This window comes from Paenibacillus antarcticus, assembly GCF_001637225.1.
GTDB classification, from domain to species: Bacteria; Bacillota; Bacilli; order Paenibacillales; family Paenibacillaceae; genus Paenibacillus_AQ; species Paenibacillus_AQ antarcticus.
Genome location: NZ_LVJI01000018.1, coordinates 109,719 through 134,439, shown reverse-complemented (window position 1 = coordinate 134,439; position 24,721 = coordinate 109,719). Strand labels below are relative to the sequence as shown.

21 protein-coding genes and 1 pseudogene are annotated in these 24,721 nt (G+C 40.6%); 8 read left to right on the top strand and 14 right to left on the bottom strand.

The window, feature by feature from the left end:
• Positions 1–77: 77 nt before the first annotated feature.
• Both PBAT_RS13850 and PBAT_RS13845 read right to left on the bottom strand, forming a co-directional pair.
• The gene (locus PBAT_RS13850; RefSeq protein WP_068650549.1) at positions 78–2,165 is read right to left on the bottom strand and encodes an ABC transporter ATP-binding protein; all 2,088 of its coding nucleotides are present in this window, start codon (positions 2,163–2,165) and stop codon (positions 78–80) included.
• The gene (locus PBAT_RS13845; RefSeq protein WP_068650547.1) at positions 2,166–3,923 is read right to left on the bottom strand and encodes an ABC transporter ATP-binding protein; all 1,758 of its coding nucleotides are present in this window, start codon (positions 3,921–3,923) and stop codon (positions 2,166–2,168) included.
• A 615-nt stretch (positions 3,924–4,538) separates the two neighbouring features.
• Here PBAT_RS13845 and PBAT_RS13835 point away from each other — a divergent pair.
• Positions 4,539–4,835 carry a HesB/YadR/YfhF family protein gene (locus PBAT_RS13835; protein ID WP_068650543.1) on the top strand — a complete coding sequence of 99 codons (297 nt, stop codon included), beginning with the start codon at positions 4,539–4,541 and terminating at the stop codon, positions 4,833–4,835.
• Positions 4,836–5,348: 513 nt separating this feature from the next.
• Here the strand turns inward: PBAT_RS13835 and PBAT_RS13830 are convergent.
• From PBAT_RS13830 to PBAT_RS13820, 3 genes are all read right to left on the bottom strand, one after another.
• Positions 5,349–7,712, bottom strand: a complete 2,364-nt coding sequence (locus PBAT_RS13830; RefSeq protein WP_068650541.1) for an MMPL family transporter — start codon at positions 7,710–7,712, stop codon at positions 5,349–5,351.
• Positions 7,713–7,759: 47 nt separating this feature from the next.
• The gene (locus tag PBAT_RS13825) at positions 7,760–8,182 is read right to left on the bottom strand and encodes a hypothetical protein (protein ID WP_248912432.1); all 423 of its coding nucleotides are present in this window, start codon (positions 8,180–8,182) and stop codon (positions 7,760–7,762) included.
• 922 nt (positions 8,183–9,104) lie between these two features.
• A complete protein-coding gene (locus PBAT_RS13820) occupies positions 9,105–9,620 on the bottom strand; it encodes an ADP-heptose synthase (protein ID WP_068650539.1) in 516 nt (171 codons plus the stop codon).
• Between the two features lie 214 nt (positions 9,621–9,834).
• On the opposite strand from PBAT_RS13820, the gene PBAT_RS13815 reads away from it, so the two are divergent.
• Complete coding sequence (locus PBAT_RS13815) at positions 9,835–11,541, top strand: ABC transporter ATP-binding protein (RefSeq protein WP_188017024.1); 1,707 nt, start codon at positions 9,835–9,837, stop codon at positions 11,539–11,541.
• A gap of 89 nt (positions 11,542–11,630) precedes the next feature.
• Here the strand turns inward: PBAT_RS13815 and PBAT_RS13810 are convergent, their stop codons facing one another.
• Positions 11,631–12,074 carry a DUF441 domain-containing protein gene (locus PBAT_RS13810; protein WP_068650535.1) on the bottom strand — a complete coding sequence of 148 codons (444 nt, stop codon included), beginning with the start codon at positions 12,072–12,074 and terminating at the stop codon, positions 11,631–11,633.
• Positions 12,075–12,095: 21 nt separating this feature from the next.
• A complete protein-coding gene (locus PBAT_RS13805) occupies positions 12,096–13,076 on the bottom strand; it encodes a YpdA family putative bacillithiol disulfide reductase (protein ID WP_068650533.1) in 981 nt (326 codons plus the stop codon).
• A 181-nt stretch (positions 13,077–13,257) separates the two neighbouring features.
• On the opposite strand from PBAT_RS13805, the gene PBAT_RS13800 reads away from it, so the two are divergent.
• Together PBAT_RS13800 and rsgA are read left to right on the top strand one after the other, a co-directional pair.
• On the top strand, positions 13,258–13,929 hold the full coding sequence (locus PBAT_RS13800) for an HAD family hydrolase (protein ID WP_068650531.1): 672 nt from the start codon (positions 13,258–13,260) through the stop codon (positions 13,927–13,929).
• A gap of 409 nt (positions 13,930–14,338) precedes the next feature.
• Positions 14,339–15,418, top strand: a pseudogene (gene rsgA, locus PBAT_RS25965) (ribosome small subunit-dependent GTPase A).
• 91 nt (positions 15,419–15,509) lie between these two features.
• Here rsgA and PBAT_RS13790 read toward each other — a convergent pair.
• The 5 genes from PBAT_RS13790 to PBAT_RS25960 form a co-directional block, all read right to left on the bottom strand.
• On the bottom strand, positions 15,510–16,136 hold the full coding sequence (locus PBAT_RS13790; protein WP_068650529.1) for an FMN-dependent NADH-azoreductase: 627 nt from the start codon (positions 16,134–16,136) through the stop codon (positions 15,510–15,512).
• Between the two features lie 107 nt (positions 16,137–16,243).
• Entirely contained in the window at positions 16,244–17,098 is an 855-nt protein-coding gene (locus tag PBAT_RS13785; RefSeq protein ID WP_068650527.1) for a DUF4097 family beta strand repeat-containing protein, read from the bottom strand.
• Positions 17,095–17,652, bottom strand: a complete 558-nt coding sequence (locus PBAT_RS13780) for a DUF1700 domain-containing protein (protein WP_068650525.1) — start codon at positions 17,650–17,652, stop codon at positions 17,095–17,097. Before PBAT_RS13780 ends, PBAT_RS13785 begins: the two co-directional genes overlap by 4 nt.
• Positions 17,645–17,974, bottom strand: a complete 330-nt coding sequence (locus tag PBAT_RS13775; protein WP_068650523.1) for a PadR family transcriptional regulator — start codon at positions 17,972–17,974, stop codon at positions 17,645–17,647. The genes PBAT_RS13780 and PBAT_RS13775 overlap by 8 nt, the downstream gene beginning before the upstream one ends.
• Before the next feature lie 503 nt (positions 17,975–18,477).
• Complete coding sequence (locus tag PBAT_RS25960) at positions 18,478–18,717, bottom strand: hypothetical protein (RefSeq protein WP_068534875.1); 240 nt, start codon at positions 18,715–18,717, stop codon at positions 18,478–18,480.
• Positions 18,718–19,374: 657 nt separating this feature from the next.
• Between PBAT_RS25960 and PBAT_RS13765 the strand changes: the two genes are divergently transcribed.
• The 4 genes from PBAT_RS13765 (at position 19,375) to PBAT_RS13750 (ending at position 22,287) form a co-directional block, all read left to right on the top strand.
• Complete coding sequence (locus PBAT_RS13765; RefSeq protein WP_068650521.1) at positions 19,375–20,205, top strand: hypothetical protein; 831 nt, start codon at positions 19,375–19,377, stop codon at positions 20,203–20,205.
• A gap of 13 nt (positions 20,206–20,218) precedes the next feature.
• On the top strand, positions 20,219–20,608 hold the full coding sequence (locus PBAT_RS13760; protein WP_068650519.1) for a hypothetical protein: 390 nt from the start codon (positions 20,219–20,221) through the stop codon (positions 20,606–20,608).
• Positions 20,598–21,344 (top strand): hypothetical protein, encoded by a 747-nt coding sequence (locus tag PBAT_RS13755; RefSeq protein WP_068650517.1) that lies wholly within the window; start codon positions 20,598–20,600, stop codon positions 21,342–21,344. The genes PBAT_RS13760 and PBAT_RS13755 overlap by 11 nt, the downstream gene beginning before the upstream one ends.
• Positions 21,345–21,483: 139 nt before the next feature.
• On the top strand, positions 21,484–22,287 hold the full coding sequence (locus PBAT_RS13750; RefSeq protein WP_068650515.1) for an SDR family oxidoreductase: 804 nt from the start codon (positions 21,484–21,486) through the stop codon (positions 22,285–22,287).
• Positions 22,288–22,359: 72 nt separating this feature from the next.
• Here PBAT_RS13750 and gnpA read toward each other — a convergent pair whose 3' ends face one another.
• Both gnpA and PBAT_RS24800 read right to left on the bottom strand, forming a co-directional pair.
• Positions 22,360–24,528, bottom strand: a complete 2,169-nt coding sequence (gnpA, locus tag PBAT_RS13745) for a 1,3-beta-galactosyl-N-acetylhexosamine phosphorylase (protein WP_068650513.1) — start codon at positions 24,526–24,528, stop codon at positions 22,360–22,362.
• Positions 24,529–24,545: 17 nt separating this feature from the next.
• Positions 24,546–24,713, bottom strand: coding sequence for a DUF6903 family protein (locus PBAT_RS24800; RefSeq protein WP_211267829.1), 168 nt, complete (start codon positions 24,711–24,713; stop codon positions 24,546–24,548).
• Positions 24,714–24,721 lie beyond the last annotated feature (8 nt).

Here is a 24,721-nt window from a genome sequence, read left to right as displayed (position 1 = left end):
TATCCCTGACCTGCTTTTTTTTGAGAATTTCTGTTCCCATCAAACATTTTTATTAAATGAATCGATCCGCTCAAGACCTACAACACACCACTTGGTAATGGCTGGCTGTGATTGACTGTAGCGACTTGGTCTCGTTCAGATACTGAAGGAGATGCTAAGGTGTTCCCTTGCTGCAATTGATACAACTGGAAGTATCGTCCACCAATATTCATGAGTTCGTCATGACTGCCTCGTTCGACGATCTCACCACGATGCAACACCAATATCTGATCTGCACTTCGGATCGTAGAGAGTCGATGAGCAATAATGAATGTTGTACGTCCTTTCTTTAGAACCTCGAGCGCCGATTGAATGAGACTTTCCGTCTCAGTATCTATGTTTGCAGTCGCTTCATCAAGAATGAGGATAGCTGGATCAAAAGCTAGTGCTCTTGCAAAGGAGATCAGTTGGCGTTGACCAGCTGACAACGTACTCCCTTTCTCAACAACAGGTTCGTCAAAACCTTGAGGTAAATGGGCAAGGATACGCTCAGCACCTACATCGCACAAGGCTTTCTCAATCTGTGCCCGCGTGATGTGTTCATTCCCAAGATTGACATTGGAAGCCACTGTTCCTGTGAAGAGGTAAGGGTCCTGTAAGACAATCCCCATATGATGGCGTAACCATTGTTTAGGGATATCTGTCACTTCTTGGCCATCGATCGTGATCGAGCCTTTCTGTGGATCATAAAAGCGGAACAACAAGTTGATGATAGAACTCTTGCCTGAACCGGTGTGTCCAACCAATGCAACGGTCTGACCTTGTTTAGCTTCAAAGGAGATATTTTTGAGGACGTAGTCTTTTTTATATGCAAAAGATACATCTTTAAATGCCACATTTCCTTTGTAGCGGGGCATATGACCATCAGTTACGTCTTCACCGGGTTCATCTATGAGTTCGAATACCCTTCCAGCAGATACCATAGAGGAATCAAGTGCAGCAAGTTGATTCACCATACCGGTAATAGGCTGGAAGAGTCGACCGAGAACATCGACGAATGCATAAAGTACTCCAAGTGATACAGCATTAGAACCCGTTATTGAGCCATATCCGAAATATGCCAAAAGAACAGCGAATGAGAAATTACGTAATACATTAACTAGATTATGAGATGTCCAAGAATTAAGATTTAGCATCTTATTTTGGTATTTCATGTAATCTTGATTTAATGCCTCGAACTCATCATTCGTTTGTTGCTGGCGTCGAAATACACGTATAATAGACATCCCTTGAATCGATTCATTAATGATCGCGTTAATCTCACTCAGACGTGACCGAATGATTGTATTAAACTTAGTAGCGAATTTCCGATATAGAATTATCCAGATGATTAATATAGGTATGATGAACAGGCATACAAGCCCAAGACGTACATCAAGTAGGAATAGTGCGACATAAATTGCTGAAATATAGACGATACCTGTACTGAAGTTGGAAAGAACAGCAACGAATAAATCTTTTACTGCTTCTGTATCATTCGTAATCCGTGAGACCACTTTGCCTGCAGGTAAGTTATCAAAGAAGTTAACAGGCAGACGTTGTATATGAGCGTAAACGTCTGTACGTAATTTCTGAATTACTTTATTAGCACCTGATTGTAGCCAGTAGGTTTTACCGAATTCAGTGAATATCGTGACGAGTAGTAAGAGGAGATATACGCCTACCAGCTTCATAATACCTGGAATTTCAGGTTTGTAGAAATCGAAGATCTGATCAACGCTCAACGGTTTAACTGGATATACGTTCTGAACCGATCCCTTGGTGATCGTCATTTGACCATCGACAACGACTCTTTTTCCAGTTGCTTCTTCAACTGCTTGATTAATGAAGTAGAAGTTCTTCCCTTTTTGAAGAATACGAACTTCTTGACCCTTAATCTCATTCTGAGCGAATCGATCGCCACGTTTGAAATATTTATCTTCATAGGCTACAGCACCTACTGATGTAAGTGAATCTGTCTCAAAGAAAGGCTTCTCAATGCCTAGCATATGGTCATCAATCATTGTCTTAGCTATAAAAGGGCCTCCGAGTTCGGCAGCGACACCTAAGCATAATGTAATGATTGCGGCAATGAATGTGATTTTAGCTGTTAGTGCGTATTGGAATAAGCGTTTTCCTACGTTCAATTAAGACACCTCCTCTGTAGTTAGTTTATTCTCCACTTGTTGACGTTCATACTGTTCTAAATACCAACCCCCAAGAGCGACGAGCTCTTCATGTGTGCCTTCCTCAATGATGCTTCCGTCCTCAAGCACAACAATCCAATCGGCATGTTCCACTGCGGATAAGCGGTGGGTAGATATAAGTGTTGTTTTACCTGCACGTTTGAGTCGTATATTTTCAATAATCTTTGCTTCGGTTCTTGCATCAACCGCAGATAAAGCATCATCAAGAATGAGAATTTCTGGATTTCCAATGAATGCTCTTGCTAAGGCAACGCGTTGTTTCTGACCACCCGAAAGTGCGACACCTTTTTCCCCAACAAGAGTATCTAGTCCATCAGATAGCGTTATAAGGTCTTTATCGAATGCGGCAGTAGCAATGGCATCCATGATGACTTCATCACTTGCACCTCTTAAGCCATACTGAATATTCTGACGTACGGTCTTGGAGAACAATATCTGCTCCTGCGGAACGTATCCAATCCAACTGTGAAGTTGGTCTTTAGCGATTTCGTCGATGGATACATTCGAGATGAGAAGTTCTCCACTCCCCGTTGGATACTCATGTAGGAGTTGCTTAAGCAAGGTAGATTTACCACTGCCGGTACGACCAACGACGCCAAGTGTTTGCCCCTTTTGAAGGGTTAATTGAATATTCTTTAGATTATCAACAGTGGATGTTGGATAACGGAATGTAACGTTGCGTAGTTCAATACGCTCGGGATCCTGTACGACCGTAGGGTGAGCAACATCTACAATATCCGGAACTACGTTTAGTACTTCATCTACACGATCAAGTGAGGCACTACCGCGTTGCATAATATTAATAAGCTCTCCAATGGCAAACATAGGCCAAATCATCATCCCTAGGTACATATTGAAAGATACGAGATCCCCTAGGGTGATTTCATTCTTGAACACGAGGTAAATACCAAAGGTAAGTCCAATGACATAACTTAGTCCTACACAAAGTCGAATGGTAGGTTCGAAATAGGCATCAACTTTAGCTACGTTCATATTTTTGCGATACACATCATCGGTTATTGTCTTGAAACGTTGTTGATCGGATCTTTCTTGAACATAAGCGCGAATAACCCTTATACCTGCAACAGACTCAAGAACTTGGTCATTCATATCGCCAAAAGCATCTTGTGCTAATGTATAACGTTCGTGAATGATCTTTCCATAAATTTTCATCGCAATCGCAATAAAAGGGAGGGGAATAATGGCGGCTAACGTTAACTTCCAGCTGATAATAAAACCCATAGCAAGGAGTATGCTGAGCAAGTAAATCGTTGAATCGGTCATAACTAATATCCCAAATCCAGCTGTTGCAGCGACGGACCGAAGATCATTGGTCGCTCTAGCCATTAAATCACCCGTACGATTCCGCTCAAAGAAAGGAGGTGTCATGCTAAGTAAATGGTTCATATACCGCGAGCGAAGAATTCGCTCGATCAAGTTGGCGCCTCCAAATAATTTGTGCATCCATATGTAAGTGATGATGTAAATAACTACAAGAATAACGATGATTGAAACGATATAACGCATGAGTATAGGTCCTGTGATCGTGCCAGTAACAATATCATCGATCGCATTCCCTAATAATCGTGGAGGTAATAGCTCACCCAAGCCAACTAAGATCAGCATGATCATACCAACGATGTAACGCTTTTTTTCTTGACGGAAAAACCATCCTAACTTTTTTAAAACAGAAAACAAAACAATCACTTCCTCTCAAGTTGAAACTGCTGATGGATTCATTATCCAAAGCTGAACATCAAAAAAGACACACCATCCATGAACGGACGATATGTCTTGAAAATGCTAACTTATCATGCGTACGGTCGTTTTGAAGCAACCGCAGCTAAACATTGGATATTCAATTCAAAGATCTAAGAAACACATAACACATGAGTTAGAATGAATTCACCAGCAGGGTTACTCCAGTATTCAGTTGTAGTTGTTGAGGTTGAAGATGCTGTTGTGGATGCATAGATCCTCTGAACGTGATGTTGAACACTTTACTCACCCTTTCTTTAGCAAATTTTGTGAATCTCGTATGGCAAAATGTTATCACCATGTGTATAAAGTTGTCAAACTTTTTTTGAAATATAAGAAAGTATATGTTTCACTTGATACTCTATTCCTTATATTTCCGCTGAAACGGACCGTTTTTGAATTGGACGGTATAACCGTGTTTACTTGGAAGAGCTTGTTTATTCCTATTGCAAATGAAACGGAAGACATAAGGCTCTGTATGTATTTTTCGCTCAGGTTCAGGTATGATATAAAGACACTTAAAAGGAATATAGATATGTAAAGGAGGTGAGATTCATGAATATTCGAATGAGTTCGGACGCAGCTCGTTGGTATATTAGAGAACTACATTTAAACACAGGTGATTCTGTACGTTTTTTCCCGCGTTACAGCTCCGGTGGAGGTCTACATCCAGGATTCTCACTCGGTATTTCTGTTGAAAAACCAAGCGAGGGCATCTTATCTCAAGAGGTCGAAGGTATTCATTTCTATTTAGAGGAACGGGATTTGTGGTATCTTAAGGGATATAATTTAATCGTTGACTATGTAGCATCGCATGATGATATTGATTACGTTTATGAAGAGATTAAATAAATGAAAAACACTGATACCAGTATCTAGAGGTTCCCAAGAGGGAGCCTCTTTGATTTGAAATCACAAAAAAAAATTAACTGGCCGATGAAGGAGAGTTAGATTATATCATTTGTGGTGAGATGGCTATTAGCGAGAGCACATTTCTACGTAGCCAGTTCTTAACGGACAGGATTATTGAAACAGTTGTAAGTAGAAGTTAATTTTGTCATCATCCCTAAGGTTAAGCAAAGGAGCATGATTATGAGTTGCTCGTGTTGTCCAGTCATTAATAAGTTCTCTGAATCTAAGTGAAAAATTTAGATAAGGGGTTATGCAAATGTTTTTACAGAAACAAATTAACCAATCAGTTAAAGAGAATTGTGAGCAAGACTCTAGGTAGTTGTCTCACTTCTCCAAGCAAACAAGAAAAGCGTCGGTAAATACCTATTTCCCAACAGGTATTTACCGACGCTTATTGCTAATGGCATTGAGTGAAATGCGCTTTCCCCATGGCTACTTCAATGGAGATTTACTTCATATCGCCGGGTGTTCATTCGGAGTTGCGTTTGCGCTGTCCTTGGCATTGAGTTCGGAAATAAGCTTATCGCCCTCTACGTCAAGATTTGGAAGAATTCGGTCTAGCCACTTTGGCAGCCACCAAGCCTTATCACCGAAGATTGCCATAACGGCTGGAACTAGCGCCATGCGAACCACGAACCCATCGATAAGTATTCCGATCGCGAGTGCGAAACCGATTTGTTTGATCATGATGTCGTGCGTGAATATGAAGCCTGCGAATACCGAGACCATGATGATGGCAGCAGCCACTACGACTCGGCTGGCTTGATCATATCCGTGAATAACGCTCTTGGTACCCCGATATCCATGAACGTACGACTCACGCATCGATGAGACTAGGAAAACCTGGTAGTCCATCGCCAATCCATAAAGAATCCCTGTGACCATGATAGGCATGAAGCTCATGATCGGACCACCTGTATCAAATCCGAACAAGTCGTTAAACCATCCCCACTGGAAGACTGCTGTGCTCAACCCGAACGTCGCAAGGACGCTGAGCAGGAAGCCGACAGTGGCCTTGATCGGAACGAGAATCGACCGGAAAACCAAAAGCAAAATAATCAGTGAGAGGATGACGATGATGCCAATGTAAAGAGGAAAAACCTCCGCTAACTTGGCAGACATATCGATGTTTATCGCTGTGAACCCCGTAACACCAAGTGTAACGTTGTGGGTCTGAGCAATTGCCGAATCGGCTGATCGCAAATCTTGTACCAGATTCTTGGTTTCTGCATCTGTCGGTCCTGTAGTCGGTATAATGCTCAGGATAGCTATATTACCTTCCTTGTTCACGCCAAGAGGCGATACTATCGACACATTCTTAATCTTTTGAATATCCAGCATGAGACTATTAAGCGCCTGCGGCGTGATCACCTCTGAGGGATTATCCGGTTCAGCAACGATGAGAAGCGGACCGTTAAATCCCTCACCGAAACCATTAGAGATAGCGTCATAACTCTGTCTTGCGGACGTATCCAAGTTGGCGGTAGCGCCGGATGGCATACCCATCTCCATCTTGGTAACTGGGATTGCGGCTGCGCCAAGAATGACGACAATGCCGACAATGACAGGCCAACGGAATTTTACGATTCCTTTTACCCAACCGTCTGCAATACCATGTTGCTTGTCAGATACCTTGGAACGACCCTTCTCACGTGCTTTGCGGGAACAGATTCGCTCACCCACCAGACCAAGCAGTGCCGGCAGCAGCGTAAGAGCTATTAGAACGTTTAGGAATACGGTCATCGAGGCAACAAGTGCCATCATGCTCAGGAAGGAAATTCCGATCACGAGCAGTCCACACAGTGCAATGATGACCGTTAATCCAGCGAAGAACACGGCACTTCCCGCTGTACCAACAGCCCGACTAGCAGCCTCACGTGCTGTCAGTCCTTGGTCGAAAATAAGGCGGCGCTGGCGATTCACAATAAAGAGTGCATAATCGATACCCACTGCCAGACCAACCATTAAGGCTAAGACAGGTGTGAATGAAGTCATAGTGACGAAGCTGGAAATGGCGAAAGCACCTCCGACGCCGATACCCACTCCGAAGAGTGCGATGACAATCGGCAAACCAGCTGCAACGATAGACCCGAGCGTCATGACAAGGACAATTGCAGCGATAATCAATCCGAAAATTTCGTTAGTTCCAATTGGAATGCCCGGTGTTTTCAGGGAGTCGCTTGGCAATGCCGTAATACCGGTGCCATCCTCCACTTCCATGACTGCCTCAATAACTGAATCCGTGACACCTGCAGGCAATGAAGTTTGTTGTACCGTGAATTGGAATTGGAACAGGGCAACGCTCCCATTCGCCGAAATCAACATGCCAGGAACTGGCATCCCATCAACGATAAGTGGACCGTACGGGGGTATTTCAGCTGGGACAGCAGTTGCTGTCCCAGAACTGGCCGCTCCTTGATCGCCGGTTTGCGCCATCTGGTCGCCTTGGCCTTGAGAGGCTCCATTCGCAGCAGCAGCGGTAGCCAATTCAGCAGGATTGATCACGTAGTCAAGGCTGTAAACCTTGTTGAGTGCCTCGCTGATCACGGTCACACGTTCCGGTGTGTCTAGACGCTCCCCTTCCGGGGCCGTGAATACCACGCTTCCTTGACCTCCGGATGCTTCTGGTAGCTCTTTCTCAAGTTTGTCTAGCACTTTCTGCGACTCTGTACCTTCAATCTTCATCTCAGAGCTTATGTTCAGACCATTAATCCCCAACATCGCGATGACGATTCCAAGAACTATGACCCAACCCGAAATAAAATACCATGGTTTATCGTAAGCGCTCTTTCCAAGTTTGTATAAAAATTTAGACATAATCGTTATGATCCTCCTCGGGATGTATATAATAAGCGATAATGAAACTAGAAGCCGTTTCTCAAATAACCGAACGTCGTCTCCAAATATTGATCAAATGTAGTAATCCCAGGATTTTCGGCGATAGAATCCCCTGGAAGTAGCACATTGAGGCTTCCGTCGACAATTGGCAGCATTGCGCCATAAACCGCGCCTGCAAGAAGATGAGTGTACCCCTCGGAATAACGGCCCTTGTATAAATCATTTAATGCTTCCTGTGCTGACGATTGCAATCGGTGAAAAATGCTTAGGATATACGGTTCTAGCGTTGGATGTCGCTTGGAAAGCGACACGAGTTCACGCATTTTCCATAGCAGATTAGCTGTAAGCTGCATCTTCATCCATTGTTGCAGAGCATCAAGCGGGCTAGAAGTTTCAGGCAAGTTAAAATCTTCCGCTTGGTCGTAACCTTGAAATGTTAAAGCCGCCATTGCTACAGCCTCCTCTTTGCAGGAGTAATGGTTTGCGAACGTTCTTCTGGAGTAACGCGCGCGCTGTACCACATCGTCGATGACAAAGCCGTCCAAACCTCGTTCAAGCGCCAGTTCGAAGGCAGCTTCAGCCAAATCGCGAGCAGTCTCCTCTCTCTTGATATCACGCAAGCTTTGTTTATTCATCATTTTTATTTTCACCTCAAATCGTCATGTGGTTAATCATTTGTTCTTGGGTGTATATTAGCATTTAATTGCCCATTGTGCAATTTTACTCTTTGGGTAATTAAATGCATGATGTTAAGGTGACCGTGGCTTGTGTAAACTAAACCATTACACAACTAACGGAGAACGATAGTTCTAGAATTTGACTCGTTTTGTTTATAAGGATTGAATCAAATTTAAGAGGACCACATAGGCATATTGCCAATGTAGTCCTCTGTTTTCTTTCTATTATTGCAGTATCTGAATAATGCTTTCTACGTTCTCTTTATCCTCTTAGGGCACCATACTGGACCTTCTCTACCAAATGAAGAGGGTGTATCAAAAACGCGCTTCTATAGATGGAGACAGAGAGGTAAATAGATTGGAAGATAAAAGTTGAGTTGACAATATAATCATTTTAGAAGCATGGGAGCGTGAAGAACGTCGTCCTGCAGTTCCTCAAATATTTGCAGATAGGGAATATCTAATCCGATATCAGCAATTTGCGATAGCTAAGTTTGACGAGAGTGATAAATTGATGCGGATTGCAGTTATTATAGAAGTAAGTATATAATGACGATAGGTTAGCAAAGAAGTATAGTTGAATCTATCGAGATTTATGAGGAGATTCAAGCGTAAGAATTTCTTATTATTAAGCTAATATACAAAAACTCCTTTTCTGTAAGGAAAGGAGTTTTTGATTGTGTATATATTTTATTTATGGACGAGGGGAAAAAACATTATCTTCTAAAGCAAATTGAAAATCTTCAATATCAAAGACTTGAACAGGAAGACCGCCTTCGATAATTCGTTGAATGAACTCGTACTGATCGGTGAGAAGCGGGATTTGTAGTCGTTGTGCAATTAAGAGGAGTTCTGTTTCTATCGGATCGAAATCCTCACCGTACGCCTCAGTGTCTACGGCATTGATAACCGTAATAATGATTGAATCGCAAAGAGGTATCGAGGTGCTTTTAGTCCACGGGATTTGTAAGGCATGCTCTATTTTTTTGCGATTAAGGGGCTCTTCAAGGTAACTTGTTAATTGTTTCATTTGTTGCTTGACGTGTTGATCATGATCTAAATTACTCATGATGATGTCACTTGTGCTCTGAAGCTCGTATAGTTCAAGAATGCTCGTATAGGGAACAATATATTCAACGGATTGGGATGGTTGTAGTAGCTCACCATAGAGAGTGACCATGGCAGCTTCTATAATAAATTGTCTGGGCATGGTATTCCTCCTGATTCGATATGTTGATATAAAACCATTATAGCAGGGGAAAGTCAACCTTTTTGAACACTTTTTAATAAATATCGGATTTAATGGACTTGAAAAATACATAATAGAAGGGTTAGGACATTAGAAAATCAGAGTTGTCCTATCGAAGGGAGAATTACATTCATTGAAACATTGGATAGCTTACTTTAAGTTTATCAAGCCATATATGAAATTAATAATTATTACACTAATCATAGGGATGATTAAATTCACCATTCCTTTGACGCTGCCGATGATTATGAAATACGTAGTGGATGATTTATTGATTGCGTCAACGCTTACGGTGCAAGAGAAAATATCGCAATTGATGCTTATTCTTGGGGGAGCTCTAATCTTGTTTGTAGTTGTTAGAGGACCTGTTGAATATTTCCGTCAATATTTCGCTCAATTGATAACAAATCGAATTTTATTTGATCTTAGAAATAAACTTTATGCACATTTACAAAAATTATCACTTCGATATTATCAGAATACAAAGGTTGGTGAGGCCATATCACGGTTCATCAATGACGTGGAGCAGACCAAAAATATTGTTGAAGTAGGTATGATGAACATTTGGTTGGATATGTTTACGCTAGTATTCGTATTAGCCATTATATTCTCAATGAATCCTATGTTAGCATTCGTCGCTATTGCAATGCTGCCTTTGTATGCCATTGCAGTCAAGATACTATATAAAAGGTTGAAGCAGCTAACAAAAGATCGATCTCAAGCATTAGCGGGTATCCAATCATATTTACACGAACGAATTCAAGGGATATCTGTGATACGTAGTTTTACATTGGAGAAGTACGACCAGAATAAATTTGAAGGAACAAATGGTAATTTCCTCAATAAGGCGTTAGCACAGACCCGATGGAATGCGATCACATTTGCGATCATTAATACGATAACGGATATTTCACCGATTCTGGTCATAGGATTTGGTGGTTATCAGGTGATTCAGGGTAATCTGACAATAGGTACATTTGTAGCATTCTTCGCATACTTAGACCGTCTGTATGCGCCACTAAGACGCTTAATCAGTTCATCTACGATACTCACCCAAGCGTCTGCATCGTTAGATCGTGTGATGGAATTGATGGACGAACCATATGATATTGTTGATGCTCCAAATGCCAAGACGCTGGAAGGACAGGCTAAGAAGATTACATTTAATCATGTATGGTTCAAGTATAATGAGAAGAATGATTGGATTCTGAAAGATATCAATTTAGATATAAGAGCAGGGGAGACGGTTGCCTTCGTCGGTATGAGTGGGGGTGGGAAATCATCATTGATCAGTCTTATTCCCAGGTTCTATGACGTTCAAGAAGGCGGAATATTGCTGAATGATATTGATATTCGTGAATTAACTCAGGAGAGCCTACGTAGCAAGATTGGGATGGTTCTGCAAGATAACTTCTTGTTCAGTGGATCTGTGAGAGAGAATATTCTACTAGGTAATCCTCATGCGAACGAAGATGCTATTATTTCAGCTGCTATTGCAGCGAATGCTCACGAATTCATTACGAATTTGCCCAAAGGGTATGATACGGAAGTCGGAGAACGCGGTGTTAAGTTATCAGGTGGTCAGAAGCAACGCTTAGCGATTGCACGTGTTTTCCTAAAGAATCCTGATATTCTTGTACTGGATGAAGCAACCTCAGCGCTAGATTTAGAATCTGAATATTTGATACAACAGTCATTGCAATCTCTTTCAGCAAACCGCACGACGCTCATTGTGGCACATCGCTTATCGACCATTACGCATGCAGATAGCATAGTTGTTCTAGAGAACGGAAGTATTACTGAACGTGGAACTCATTACGAATTGATGGAACTGGATGGAAGTTATGCTCGATTATACAATGTTCAGCATTTGGAAAGTTAAACTGAGATAATATATAAGGGAGTGTCCCAAAAGTCATTTTACATGACTTTTGGGACACTCCCTATATTTAATGCCTAAAATAAATCCTTTTACGATTTACCAATGAGTAAAGATAAAATCCCGGCAGCAATAAGTGGACCGACAGGAACACCACGAAATAGTGCAACTCCGAGTACGGTTCCAACGAGCAGACCTGCCACAATGGTAGGGTTACTCCCCATAAGAGTAGCACCACGACCTCCAAGATAAGCAACTAACATACCGATGCCGACAGCAAGCAATGAATGCCAATGTAGGAACGATCCTGTAATCGTAGACAGGCTGATACTACCACTTGCGAGCGGTGACATGACACCAATTGTGAGGATAATGATGCCAATGGTTAATCCATATTTCTCTAACCACGGAAAAACAGCTGTTAAATGTGTGACCCGCAATAGAAGAAGTACGATCATAGCGACAGTCACTGGGGTATTGCTACTTACAATTCCTAATCCAACCATCCCTAACAGAATAAGTGATGTGATATCCATGAATCGAACAACTCCTTCATTCTAATGCTGAACAGAGTCTATATGTTCGGCAATCAGACGTCCATGTATGCGACCGGTCTCTATAAATACTTCATTGGCATTACTGCCTGAAGCGATAACGCCTGCTACATAAAGTCCAGGTACAGAGCTTTCCATAGTATCAGGGTTAAAGACGGGTTTCTCCATATTGCCGCCTAGTTGTACGCCAGAGGATGCTAGCAATGCTCGATCCGGATGGAATCCGGTGAGTGCAAGAACAAAATCATTATCAACGATCGATTCCTGCCCTTCATTCGTTGTAACGATGCACGCATCTTCTCTAATCTCCGTCACTCTGGAATCTAAATGAAGGATGACACTCCCTTTGTTGACCATATTTTCAAACACAGGTCGAACCCAAGGCTTGATATTATTTGATACGGTTTTACCACGGTAGACAATGGTAACTTCAGCTCCAACACGGACAAGTTCCATAGCTGCATCAATCGCTGAGTTACTACCTCCAATGATGGTAACCTTTGTACCCGTATAAGGATGTGCTTCACGGAAATAGTGAGTCACTTTGGGTAAGTCTTCTCCTGGAATACCGATGTAGTTAGGATGATCGAAATATCCTGTTGCAATCACGACATGTTTCGCCTCACGATGGAGTTCATGCCCACGACGGTCTTTCGTATGAACGGTAAACAAACCGTTCTCATGGCGTTCAATAGAGACAGCTTCTTCATATGACGTAATGTTCAAGTTGTAATGTGATGCTACTTTACGATAATAGGAAAGGGCTTCATGGCGAAATGGTTTATCATTTGGTGAGGAAAAAGGAACATCTCCAATTTCTAGTAGCTCCGCTGTACTGAAGAACTGCATATAGGTTGGATATAGATATATGGAACGAACAATGTGATGTTTCTCGATAATATGTGTCGTGAGTCCACGTCGGTTACATTCTATAGCTGCTGAAAGTCCACAAGGACCAGCTCCAATGATGATGACATCTTGCATGATGAACCTCCTTAGATGATCTGTAATCAGTGTAATTCAAACATAATAATACTACCTTAAATATGAGTTGATTGCCAGAAATGTAGGGAAGATATAGCTTACTAACGTGATCTGGTATAATAGTGGGGTTATACATAATGATAAACATAAAGATAGACTTTGGGGATTGGAGAGATTACATTTGCATATCAGAGCAATTATTTTTGATTTGGATAATACACTAATGGACCGTGATACAACGTTTCGTAAATATTCAGAACAGTTTGTAAATGATCATTTAGGGCATTTAGATCAGGTGACACAAGCTGAAATTGTATCCGATTTAAAAGTTAGAGATGCGGACGGCTATCGGGATAAACAAGCGTTCTTTGAAGAGATGGTTGAATGTCTTCCTTGGAAGAAACAAGTTCTGACTGCATGTGAGATTGAATCGTATTACAACACACATTATATGACTCACGCATGCAAAATGGCGTATGTAGATGAGGTTCTAGCCTATTGTCAGAGTCAAGGTTATCTTATGGCGATCATGACAAACGGTAAGCATCATGTTCAGTATGGGAAAATGGGGCTGCTCCAACTGAGTCAACAGTTTCATACGGTGATTGTATCTGAAGATGTAGGTATGAAAAAACCGGATCAACGGATATACCAAATGGCGATAGACAAACTAGAAGTTGCAGCAGAGAATACGATCTTTATTGGAGATCACCCAAGGAACGATATTTGGGGAGCAAATCAGGTGGGTATCCGTGGAATATGGCTACGTCGTTACCATGGATGGGATGACTCACTGGGTATGAAGCCATGGAAAACGATCGATCAATTGAATGAATTATTTGAAATTATATAAGCATGGAATTAGAGTCTTGACAAAAGTAATGGTGAGTGTTTATTATTGCAATATATAACAGTGAAAGGAGATGATGACAATGGCCTATACATATAATGAATACCTCAACAAACAAAATATGGCTTATTGGACGGTCTCTTTTACAACGGGTGATATTAGAATTTGTAGAATATGATTATACATATGTAATCATATTTCAGTATCATAATCTAACCGTGGGGACCGTAAATGGTATCCGCGGTTTTTTTTGTGTAAGTTGAAGAGTGTAGAAAGGTTATCCCATATGATGGGTAAACTTTTTCATTCAAATTACCGCCGGAGGAACATTTCGGTGGTTTTTTGTATTGTCGTGAGAGTTAGTGCAGTTGGTCAGCATACTTAAATTCATATCATTGGAGGAAATAGATAAATGGATTTGAAAATATTAGGTTGGAATGATCTTTGGGAACAACAATGGACACGGTTAGATAGAAAGGATACTGTTCCAGCGCGTGTTATTGGTGATTTTGGACATAAATACCTTGTAACGACTGCGTTTAGCGCTGATATTTGGGCAGAAATGACTGGAAAGCTACAGCATGAACTACACAATCGTAGTTTTTTTCCAGCTATTGGTGATTGGGTCGCTGTCCAAAGACTTGAAGGGGAAGAAAGAGTGATCATCCATGGGATTCTTGATAGGAAGACATGTATTTCACGTCAAGGTGCTGGATCAGTGACTCATGAACAGATTATTGCAGCGAATGTGGATACGTTATTTATAGTATGTGCTTTAAATAATGATTTTAACGTTAGAAGGATAGAAAGATACCTGATCATGGCATGGAATAGCGGCGTAAACCCGGTGATTTTGTTAAGTAAGGCGGATCTATGCTTGGATGTGAATGAACGATTAAGGCTTATACAAGAGGCGTCTATAGATGTTCCATTACATGTTATAAGTGCGCACAATAATTAAGAATTTAAAGAGCTTTCTAAATATATTACGATGGGGTCTACGGTAGCGTTAACGGGGTCGTCTGGATGTGGTAAATCAACAATTATTAATTGGTTATCTGGCGAGGTTATGCAACGTACACAAGAAGTGAGAGAGGGGGACAATCGAGGAAGACACACAACCACACATAGAGAACTTTTTCTCCTTCCACAAGGTGCAGTCATGATTGATACTCCGGGTATGAGGGAACTTAAGCTATGGGAAGACGAAGGAGGGGTAGCTCTTACATTTGCAGATATTGAAGAAAAAAGTACAACGTGTAGATTCACAGACTGTATGCATGAAAGAGTAGCAGGTTGTGCTGTTCTGAAAGCTATTGCAGATGGTGAAATCGGAGAGAAGCGACTGCTTAATTACCGAAAAACACGTCGTGAACTTAACTATCAGGCTCAAAAAGAAGCTAAAGCTCAAAGTAAATTGAATAGTAGAATCTCTAACAAACACGGCACCCGTCAAAAAAGCTCTGAGTGGTTAAGGCTTGCAGACGAGTGAATCTGTTGTAATATAAACAAGACCCTTGGCTGTTAAGGTTATACACCATAAACAGCCAAGGGTCTTGTCATATGTTAATGATTGAATAATATTAGAAGTTTAGAGCTGCTTCAGTAGCTTTCTTCATGCCTGCTTCAACAATGCTAGCAGCTTGGTCAGGAGATTGGTTATGTCCTTCAACGATAAGCGTAGTCACTTCTTGTACACCGAATAGACGCATGTTGTACGATACGAAGTTAACAGCCATTTCAGATGCAGCCATAGGACCTTCAGAATAAACGCCACCACGTGCGTTAAGAATAGCAACCTTCTTGTCAGTCACAAGTCCTACAGGACCTGTTGCTGTATATTTGAAAGTTTTACCAGCTTGGTTTAAATAATCGATATACGTGTGAAGTACTGCAGGAACAGTCATGTTCCACAATGGGAATGCAAATACAACTTTGTCAGCTGCTAGGAACTGGTTCAAGTATTTAGTTACGTTATCTGCAGCTTCTTTTTCTTCTGGAGTTGATTCCATACCTTGTGCTTCTTTATATAATCCCATAATGATTGTATTGTCGTAGTACGGTAGGTTCTCTGCAAATAGATCAAGTTCTACGATTTCATCATTTGGATGGGAATTTTTGTAACTGTCCAAGAAAGTATGATAGAGTTGAACACTTACGGATTGTTCTAGGGGACGATTGTTTGCTTTTACAAATAAAACTTGTGCCATGATGTATAAATCTCCTTTTCGCTAACCAATTATTATTTACTATGAATAGTATAGTATCATACGAATTGGTTTGTTGTCAAAAGGTTTAAAAATGGATTAGATTCTGATTAGTTGTTTTGTGTGATGTTGATATTCCCTGAATTTGTGCGAACTTTAATTAAATCCTTGGTTAATCTTAACGATTCAGGCGAATGAATATTACCCGAATCGGCATTTACATCGTAGAAACCTTTGAAATTAGGATCTGCAGTTAGCGTTACATTACCTGACTTAGCTGAAATGTCTAAGGAAGATGCACCTTTTTGTATTATTTTAATATTACCTGAGTTAGCTTTGAACGTACCTTCACCAGCATAATTGGTAATGTTCATATTTCCTGATTTAACGGTAGCCTGGATATTGCTTTGAATATTAGTACCTGTAATGTTCCCTGAATTAGCTTCGATTCTTAGTTGTTTGGCGAAGAGGGACTCGAGATTTAAATTCCCAGATTTCGAAGTGATTTCAATATTGTTGGCACTCAGATTAGTTACTGACCCATTACTTGATGAGAAATGAAGTCCTACATCTTGAAGTTGATTTAGATCAGGTAATGAGATGGTCAGCACTGCTTTTTGAGATTTGAATGAAATAATTAAGAATTGGATACTATCGTCCATCATGTTAATTTCGAATTCTCCGTTCTGAGGCTTGATTTCGTTCAGTTGGGAGATCACTTTATCTTCAAAAAGGCCTGTTAGTTCAATACTTTGTGTACCGTCTGTACTTTGAATAAATTCAATATCCGTATTGTATTCACTATTTACAATGAGATGATTTAAGGCACCGTTATCTATTGTCCACTTCTTGTTATATTCCGTAAGCTTATCTCCAAAGTTAAATTGATTAGAAGACATTCCTACGATTCCTACAATGACTAGAATTAACCCTACAGTCGCCAACGTGAAGACTTTTTTTTTCATTTAGAAATCCCCTCTCTACTTATGTTCATATTCCATTTCAAGTAAGATTTACTCATATTTAATAACCCTTTAAAAGTAAACATGACAGCTATAAATAACCATAGACCTAACCCTATTCCCACTATAGAAGCAAATAACTTCGCCACGGAAAAGGTATGATTAATGATGTATTCAGGAATAAGCAGAAGGGGGCTAAGTAGAGCTCCCAATGTTCCAGCACATAGACCTATCCATCCGGACCATAGTCCAATCAATAAAGGTACGATAACAATATTAAGGAAAAATAGACCTATATAGATAAATATGTTGCGAGGTGCAGATACTGTTTTTTTTGTGTTGACGTAGGGGTCTTGTATCGTAAATCGATCGCCAAGTATTTCTTTAACTAATTCAAAAGGATCTCCTAGGTCATGCGCAATTTGTTCTTCAGTCTTTCCGTTCTCCATACCATAGGTGAAGTGGGATTCGTAATCAGTGAGTAATTCGTTTCGCTCCACTGCTGAAAGGGAAGTAAGATGGTTTTGCAATATGGATATATATTGTTTCTTATTCATTCTCGTGTCCTTCCTCAATCAAATTGGATACATTGGTAACAAAGTCCTTCCATTCAAACACGATGCTCGTTAAGTAGGATTTTCCATGTGGTGTAATTCGGTAATATTTGCGAGGGGGACCCTCAGTGGATTCTTGTAAATAAGTTGTACAGTAGTTATCGTTCACTAATCTGCGTAGCAGAGGATAAAGTGCACCCTCAGCAACTTCAATGTGCTTAGAGATAGACTGTGCAAGCTCGTAGCCATATTGATCTTTACGTTGGATTAGTACAAGTACGCATAGTTCTAATACTCCTTTTTTAAATTGTACACTTACATCCATGAAAGGTAACCTCTATTCTGTATAATGATGAGTAGTAGTATTGTGTAAGCAGTACTGATTATTAATTACTAATGACTGAGTACAGTATAATATACGGTACTGATTAATTCAACTTACTGAACCGAATAAAGGAAGATGTTGATTAGGTGTCGTCAAACTCGGTTAATGAGAAGTACGTGGTTACTGAAGTGTTGTAATCATAGTCGATAGTAACATGAGGAGTGTTAAGGCATGTCTATTGATCGATTTATTCTTAAGAAACTGGATACTTGCCCGGGGACCCAAACTCAGACACATTTATTGCAACTTTTCAAAATCAGAATTCACAAAGCTCAGATGACGCAAGAGTCATATTTCAATATGAAATAACAATGGGATTGGGGCTAGGGATACATGGAAGAAAATCAAATAAAACGAACACAATAGAAAGGACACCTCCTGATTAAACGGAATGTGTCCTTTTTATTGTGTTTATTTGTTTGTCCGATCCATAGCAATAAAGTCTAATAAAGGGATAAAGCTAATGAATCGTCCTCGCTCTTGCTGTGTAGAATAGCTTCTGAACCTACAATTTCGATGCTTATAAGAGAGTCCAGGCATTTTTTTAAAGCTCTTTTGCCATTTTGAATTTTAAGTTCAAGTGTATGACTAAGTAGTCTTAACGTTTTTTGGACAGGCTGTTTGTTCTCTGTGCTAAAATACACCGGTACTAATTTGTTTTGAAAGTTGATTAACATGGTCATTGAAATCACCCTATTCCTTTCATAAACCTAATTCTAGTGATTTTTTCTTAAAATCACCTTAAAAACAGATTATAAATAGCTAAATAATTTCAAGAATACTAGAGTAAGTCTAAGTTGTGAACGAAATCCAAGGATGAAATTAGATGAAGGAATTAACGGTCTTTATAATCTCTTTACGTAGTATTGGATAGCTATGATTGTTGTATTATGTAATAGATATTATGAATACAATGAGTCAAATTGACTGGCATTTCGATGGATGTTACATTTAAATGTAGGAAGTTCACGACATTGAAATGACGAAGTAACTTGAGTGGTGTGGAATATCAACTTGAATAAGCCAATATTGTAATAAAGTTTTTTATATGCTGTGCTAATACTAGAATAATAATACCATTATGTTACATATATCGATAATCGTCATGATGCGTTCGACCTAGGAAACACCACTAATAATAACCTTTTTTTGAAACCTTGTTGGAAACAAAAAAAAGTTTAATGGGGTGTCTATCTTTCAAAGGTTCAACATTACTATGTATTGGAGATTTTAATAGGAATAAAGCCGCAATTTCGTATGGATAGCTTTGAAACACTACGAAGAGTGTTAAAAAATTAGCGACATATGGCATGTTGTGGTTTTTCGAAAGGAGGCTCATAATGTTCTCAACTCATGCTTCTAAGCAAGACTCAATTCTACTAGATAATAAAGAGTTTTTTTTTCTAGCAGGGATTTTGGGCTCAGACCATTTACTTGGTGTCGAAGATCCCTTTCAAGGACGTTTGGCAGAAGAAATTGCTTGCGAATGGCACAAGACCAAAACTTTATTACTGGAAAAGGGTTATTTGATTAAGGGAAAGAATGAGATTCAGCTGTCTATTCCACCTACGGTATTCTCTAGTGTTGCTATTGCATGTTTAGCTGAACGTGCTTGCTGGATCAAGTTTAGTGTATATGGAGAGACATGCGAAAGTTACCTTCATGTTACGAATGAACGAGTAGTTAGAGTAAGTAAAGGTAATGAAATTACGACATGTTATAGGTTGGATGATTTAGGAACGATTGAAGAAGCTTGTTCAAGGATAATGGATGAAATAGATATGCAAGATGGTTCTCATATCGACATGCCTGCATTATTCTTCTCTCAACAACACTTCAATGAACTATACGAGGAATCTCACGACCTTGATGTTGATGTATTAAGTCGTAAGTTTGCTGAAGTAACGGATGATATAGAAGGATCGATCTCGTTGGCTAAATGTTTGAAATTTCGTTCGGGTGAAGGTGAATTCCATCTCTCGATATGGACAGGACATACCTGGGAGACTCAGCAAGCCGCATTTTTAATGAATGGTTCGGTAAACTGGTTAGTTCGCAAAAGTATAAACAGTGACCAAGATTGGCTTGTTGCTAGTCCAACGTGTAAGAAAAAGTTTCAAAATATGTTACTAATGTGGTTGAAGGAGTCTTCACAATCTGATGTGAGGTGAAAATCAATAATCCATGGATATAACCATTCAATCGAGTGTCCTTCGGACAGCAAATGTTCAATTACAACAAAGTGTGGAACAAATCCAACAGGCTACTCAACATTGTAAACAACAAGATTCTGATTCTTTCCACCTTGAGAGTTCTCATATTCTATCTGGATATGGTGATGAACATAGGGTGAGTTCTAATCCTCTCTCTGTAATGGTATGTATGACTGGAGAAGTGGAAGAACTGACATCTAAGAGATTCGACGGAGAAGGTCAGCGTTCATTGACGATTGTTGATCAGAGTCGAAATATACTTAATGCAGCAGCATTGAAATCACAGGATTGGACTTTTGTAGACCCTGAATCAATAGCTGTAAAGCAATCTTCACCAATAGGAGGTGATTATGATTATTAACTCTGAAGTGGTGAAATTATTTCATTACATAAGTTCTCAGGATGAAGAGCAAAAGGTTTCAACTTATCAAGGACAGATTACATGTCGGTATGGTTATGGGAGAGCGAAGAAGACAACTTTGCAAGGTGGCGCTGGTCAAGATTTCCTAAGTGTACATATTAAAGGTGATAGGTGTAACTTTGTTATATGTGATGGAGTAGGTGAAAGTAAACAAGGAAGTTCCAACACACGATATTTAGGTAATACGTTGTTGGAGTGGCTAGATTCGACCATAGACTGGTCGACTAAAGAGTTCCTTTCCTTTATGGAGTATGTTCCGGTTATGGCAATGAAGGAGTTACAGAACCCAAAGTCCTCAGAAACAATGTACATATGTGGTCGGGTAGAACTACCTACACTTGAAAATCCTGTCGGGCGAATATGGATGGCATGGCAGGGGGATTCTCGTCTAAGGTTTTGGCGTAATGGCGATGAAGTAAGTCAGTACTTTAAGGGAACAATGCGCGCGGAAGAACGTTGGTCGATTTCTGAAGGTCCACTGGGTGGAGAGCCACATGTATATCAAAGCCGTCTGGAATATGGTGTGCCTATGAGATTACAGTTGCATACAGATGGTCTCCGTGATTTAGATCCTATTCATGAACGACTTCCTGATGAACAGATTCAGATTTTGTTAGATGCACCGCATACGGATGGCTTAATAGAAGATGCAGCTTTCTTGGAATTTGAATGGTGATAGAAGACGTACATCCTTTTTGTTAAAAAGGATGTACGTCTTTTTATGAGTGATCTTAATCTTTTCTATAGGTTAATGATTAAGTAACCATCCTTTTGGGGTAATCTGAGTTACAAGTACACCAAAAGGAGAGTTCTATATGAGCGAAGAATACATGAATACGAAACGTTTTGAAGGACAGACAGCAATTGTAACAGGTGCAGGTTCAGGCATCGGAAAAGCATCTGCGATTAAATTGGCGCAGCAAGGTGCCAATGTGGCCTTATTCGATCTTCTTAATGATCGTACGTCAGAAACGGAAGCAGAAATTAATCGAATTCGTGAGGGGGCAGCCAGAGCATTTGATGTGGATACATCAAATGCGCAGAGAGTAGAGAAGGCAGTTCTAGAGACGGTTGAAATATTCGGTGGCGTTGACATTGTGTTCGCTAATGCAGGAATTAATGGCGTGTTGTCTCCGATTGAGGAGATGGAGTTTGAAGATTGGCAGAAGACGCTAAGTGTCAATCTGAATGGAACCTTTTTAACTTTGAAATATACTATTCCACACCTCAAAAAAAATGGGGGTAGCGTTATTGTTACGAGCTCAGTCAATGGTAATCGAACGTTCTCAAATTTTGGTATGACTGCATACAGTACTTCCAAAGCGGGACAGGTAGCTTTCACCAAAATGGCTGCACTAGAGCTTGCTCGGTATAAGATTCGAGTAAATGTTATTTGTCCAGGTGCGATCTCAACGAATATCGATCAAAGTACGGAAAAGACAGAAGAGCTTAAGGATATCATTATTCCGGTGCAGTTTCCGGAAGGGAGTCAGCCCTTAGCAGACGGTCCTGGAGATCCAAGGCAAGTCGCTGATTTAGTGAGTTTCCTAGCTTCCAAAGAAGCGAGTCATATCACAGGAGCAGAAATTCTCATTGATGGTGCGGAATCGCTATTGTGATCATGCATTAAATATACAAAAGAGTATCATCCTTGAGGGGATGGTACTCTTTTAATGTTGTGTGATACTATCTTAAATTTCATACCACTTGATCTCATTGGCTTCCATCTTGAGTGAGAAGCTAGAGCCATCACCTCGGTAGACGGTGGTTTCTTGTGGTTCATACGTATTGTTGACAACGCAGTACTTACCATTCTTAACATAGGCATGGACTTCGATGTTGTAGTTGTCACTGAACCAACGATGAAGCTCATGGTCGCTATGATCGCTCCAGAGGATCGCACGGTAAAGAAGTCGACTGTTCTCAAAGCTATAAGGGAGTCCGCTAATATAGACAGTTCTTCCTCTACCGAATTCATTCACTGCAAGTTGCACTTCTTTATCAATCTGACGAAGGATGGTGGTGCCTTCAAGAGCAAATATATTTTTCTTACCCTCACCAAAATCAATTATCTTATTCCCGTCAGCATCTATACCGCAGTCTTCAGTAATAAAGTGATCTTGCTCTTCCCAGTTATATTTATCATAACCGAGGGTGAACCCTCGTTCTTGCTCTACACCAAGAAGATTTGAAAGCTGGAAATACCTTCCGTTGGCTTGGTGAGCCGCAGGTTCGCCTACGCCGATGAATCCACCGCCCTCGTGAACAAATTTCTTCACAGCCGTTATGATGTCTGTATCCAGCCACCAATCCCCTCCGGTATAAGCGGTATCGCCATCTCCTACATTCAAGATGACATCGATGCCTTTAAGGATAGAGGGATCCTTCTTAATATCATCGAAGCTGATAAATTTAACATCAAATGGTGCACCAGATAACGCCTCGATGATGCCTGCATAGCTGTAATTTTGCTTTTGGTAGAGAGCATGATGAACCATGTGATTGCCCCATGCACGCATTTTACCCCAGCAGTTGAGTACGGCAACGGTTTTAACGCAATAGGGAGTTGTTCCTTGTACATTATCGTACAGCGTACGGAATTCGTCACAAACACTTTCAATGTATTCCATGAAATCGGGGAAATCTAGAGCTAGCTTCAGATATCCCCCATACCCGATTCTGTCGATTGGCTTGCGGAGGATCGCGCGTCTTGCAGTAACCCAGTTTACTTTGGCTTCACGTACAGGATCTCCACCCTCATAGAACGTATCTGGGAAGAAATATGGCAAGAAACGTCCTTCTGTATAATTCACTCCAGGTATATCACTGATCAGTCGAAGTGTGGAACCATTACCAACACTACCAACGACGGCGTCTACCCCGATGGTTGAGAATTCTTCCATAAAGGGCTCTGTACCAATCCAATGATCACCAAGGAACATCATGGCTTCCTTCCCATATTCATGTGTAATATCGACTAATTCTTTGGCAAGGTTGGCAACCTCACGCCTTTGGAATGCTTGAAAGTCTTGGAACTCCTTGGTTGGTATACGATAGTTGTTATTGTAGTAACCCTGATCAATGATGTATTCAGCTCTGAACGAATAGCCAACCTCTTGTTCAAATTGCTCAATAATATAAGGACTAACGGAAGCTGAATATCCATACCAATCCACATACTTCTCACGTGCGAGCTCATCAAAGATGAGTGTGAATTGGTGGAAGAAAGTCGTAAAGCGAATGACATTGACATAGGGATGTTCTTCGATAAATTGACGAAGACGTTGCATCGTGAACTCACGTGTTTTGGGTTGACGAACATCAAAGGTCATCTGAGGTTCAACGTTGTCCCAACCATTCGTAACTGCATTGTACATATGTACTGGATCCCACATAATAAAAGCTAAAAAACTAACGGTATAATCATGGAAGGGGGTTGCATGAATATCTACACTACCCGTTTCTTCGTTATAGGTCCATTGATCGGTTGAAATGACGGCTCCAGTTGTACGATCGATGACTTCCCAGAAGCGTTTGATATTGTCCTTACTATTCACCTTCAACATATCTGGATATAGTCCCTTCATTAGGGGGATTGAAAGGCCTGAATGCTCAGCTGTATAGAAGGGTGTCATGAGGTACATTTGTTGGATTTCATCGGGATTTTCTTTCGCCCATCCGTTTTCTTTACGCGTGGTATAGTAAGTGGAATACACCTTGGCATCGATATCCCGTAGCTCTTCGGGGAAGTCTGTACCATCGCAATCACGTACAGCGTCGGCGCCCCAACGCTTCATTACTTCTTTCGTCTGAGAAATCACATCTAGATCGGTTGGAATCGTGACACGTCCTTTGTTCATGTGAGGTAAATCTCCTTTTATTTGTATTTGCGATTATAGAACCAGAGTAGACCTATCAGAAGTGCAAGTCCCAGGAGCATAATACCTAACCCAGGCGCACCAATGTTTTTTTGTCCAATGAACACGAGTACTACAGCGAAGATAAAGACAATCAGTAGTAACAAACTGCGTAATAAATTTCGCATAGATTCAC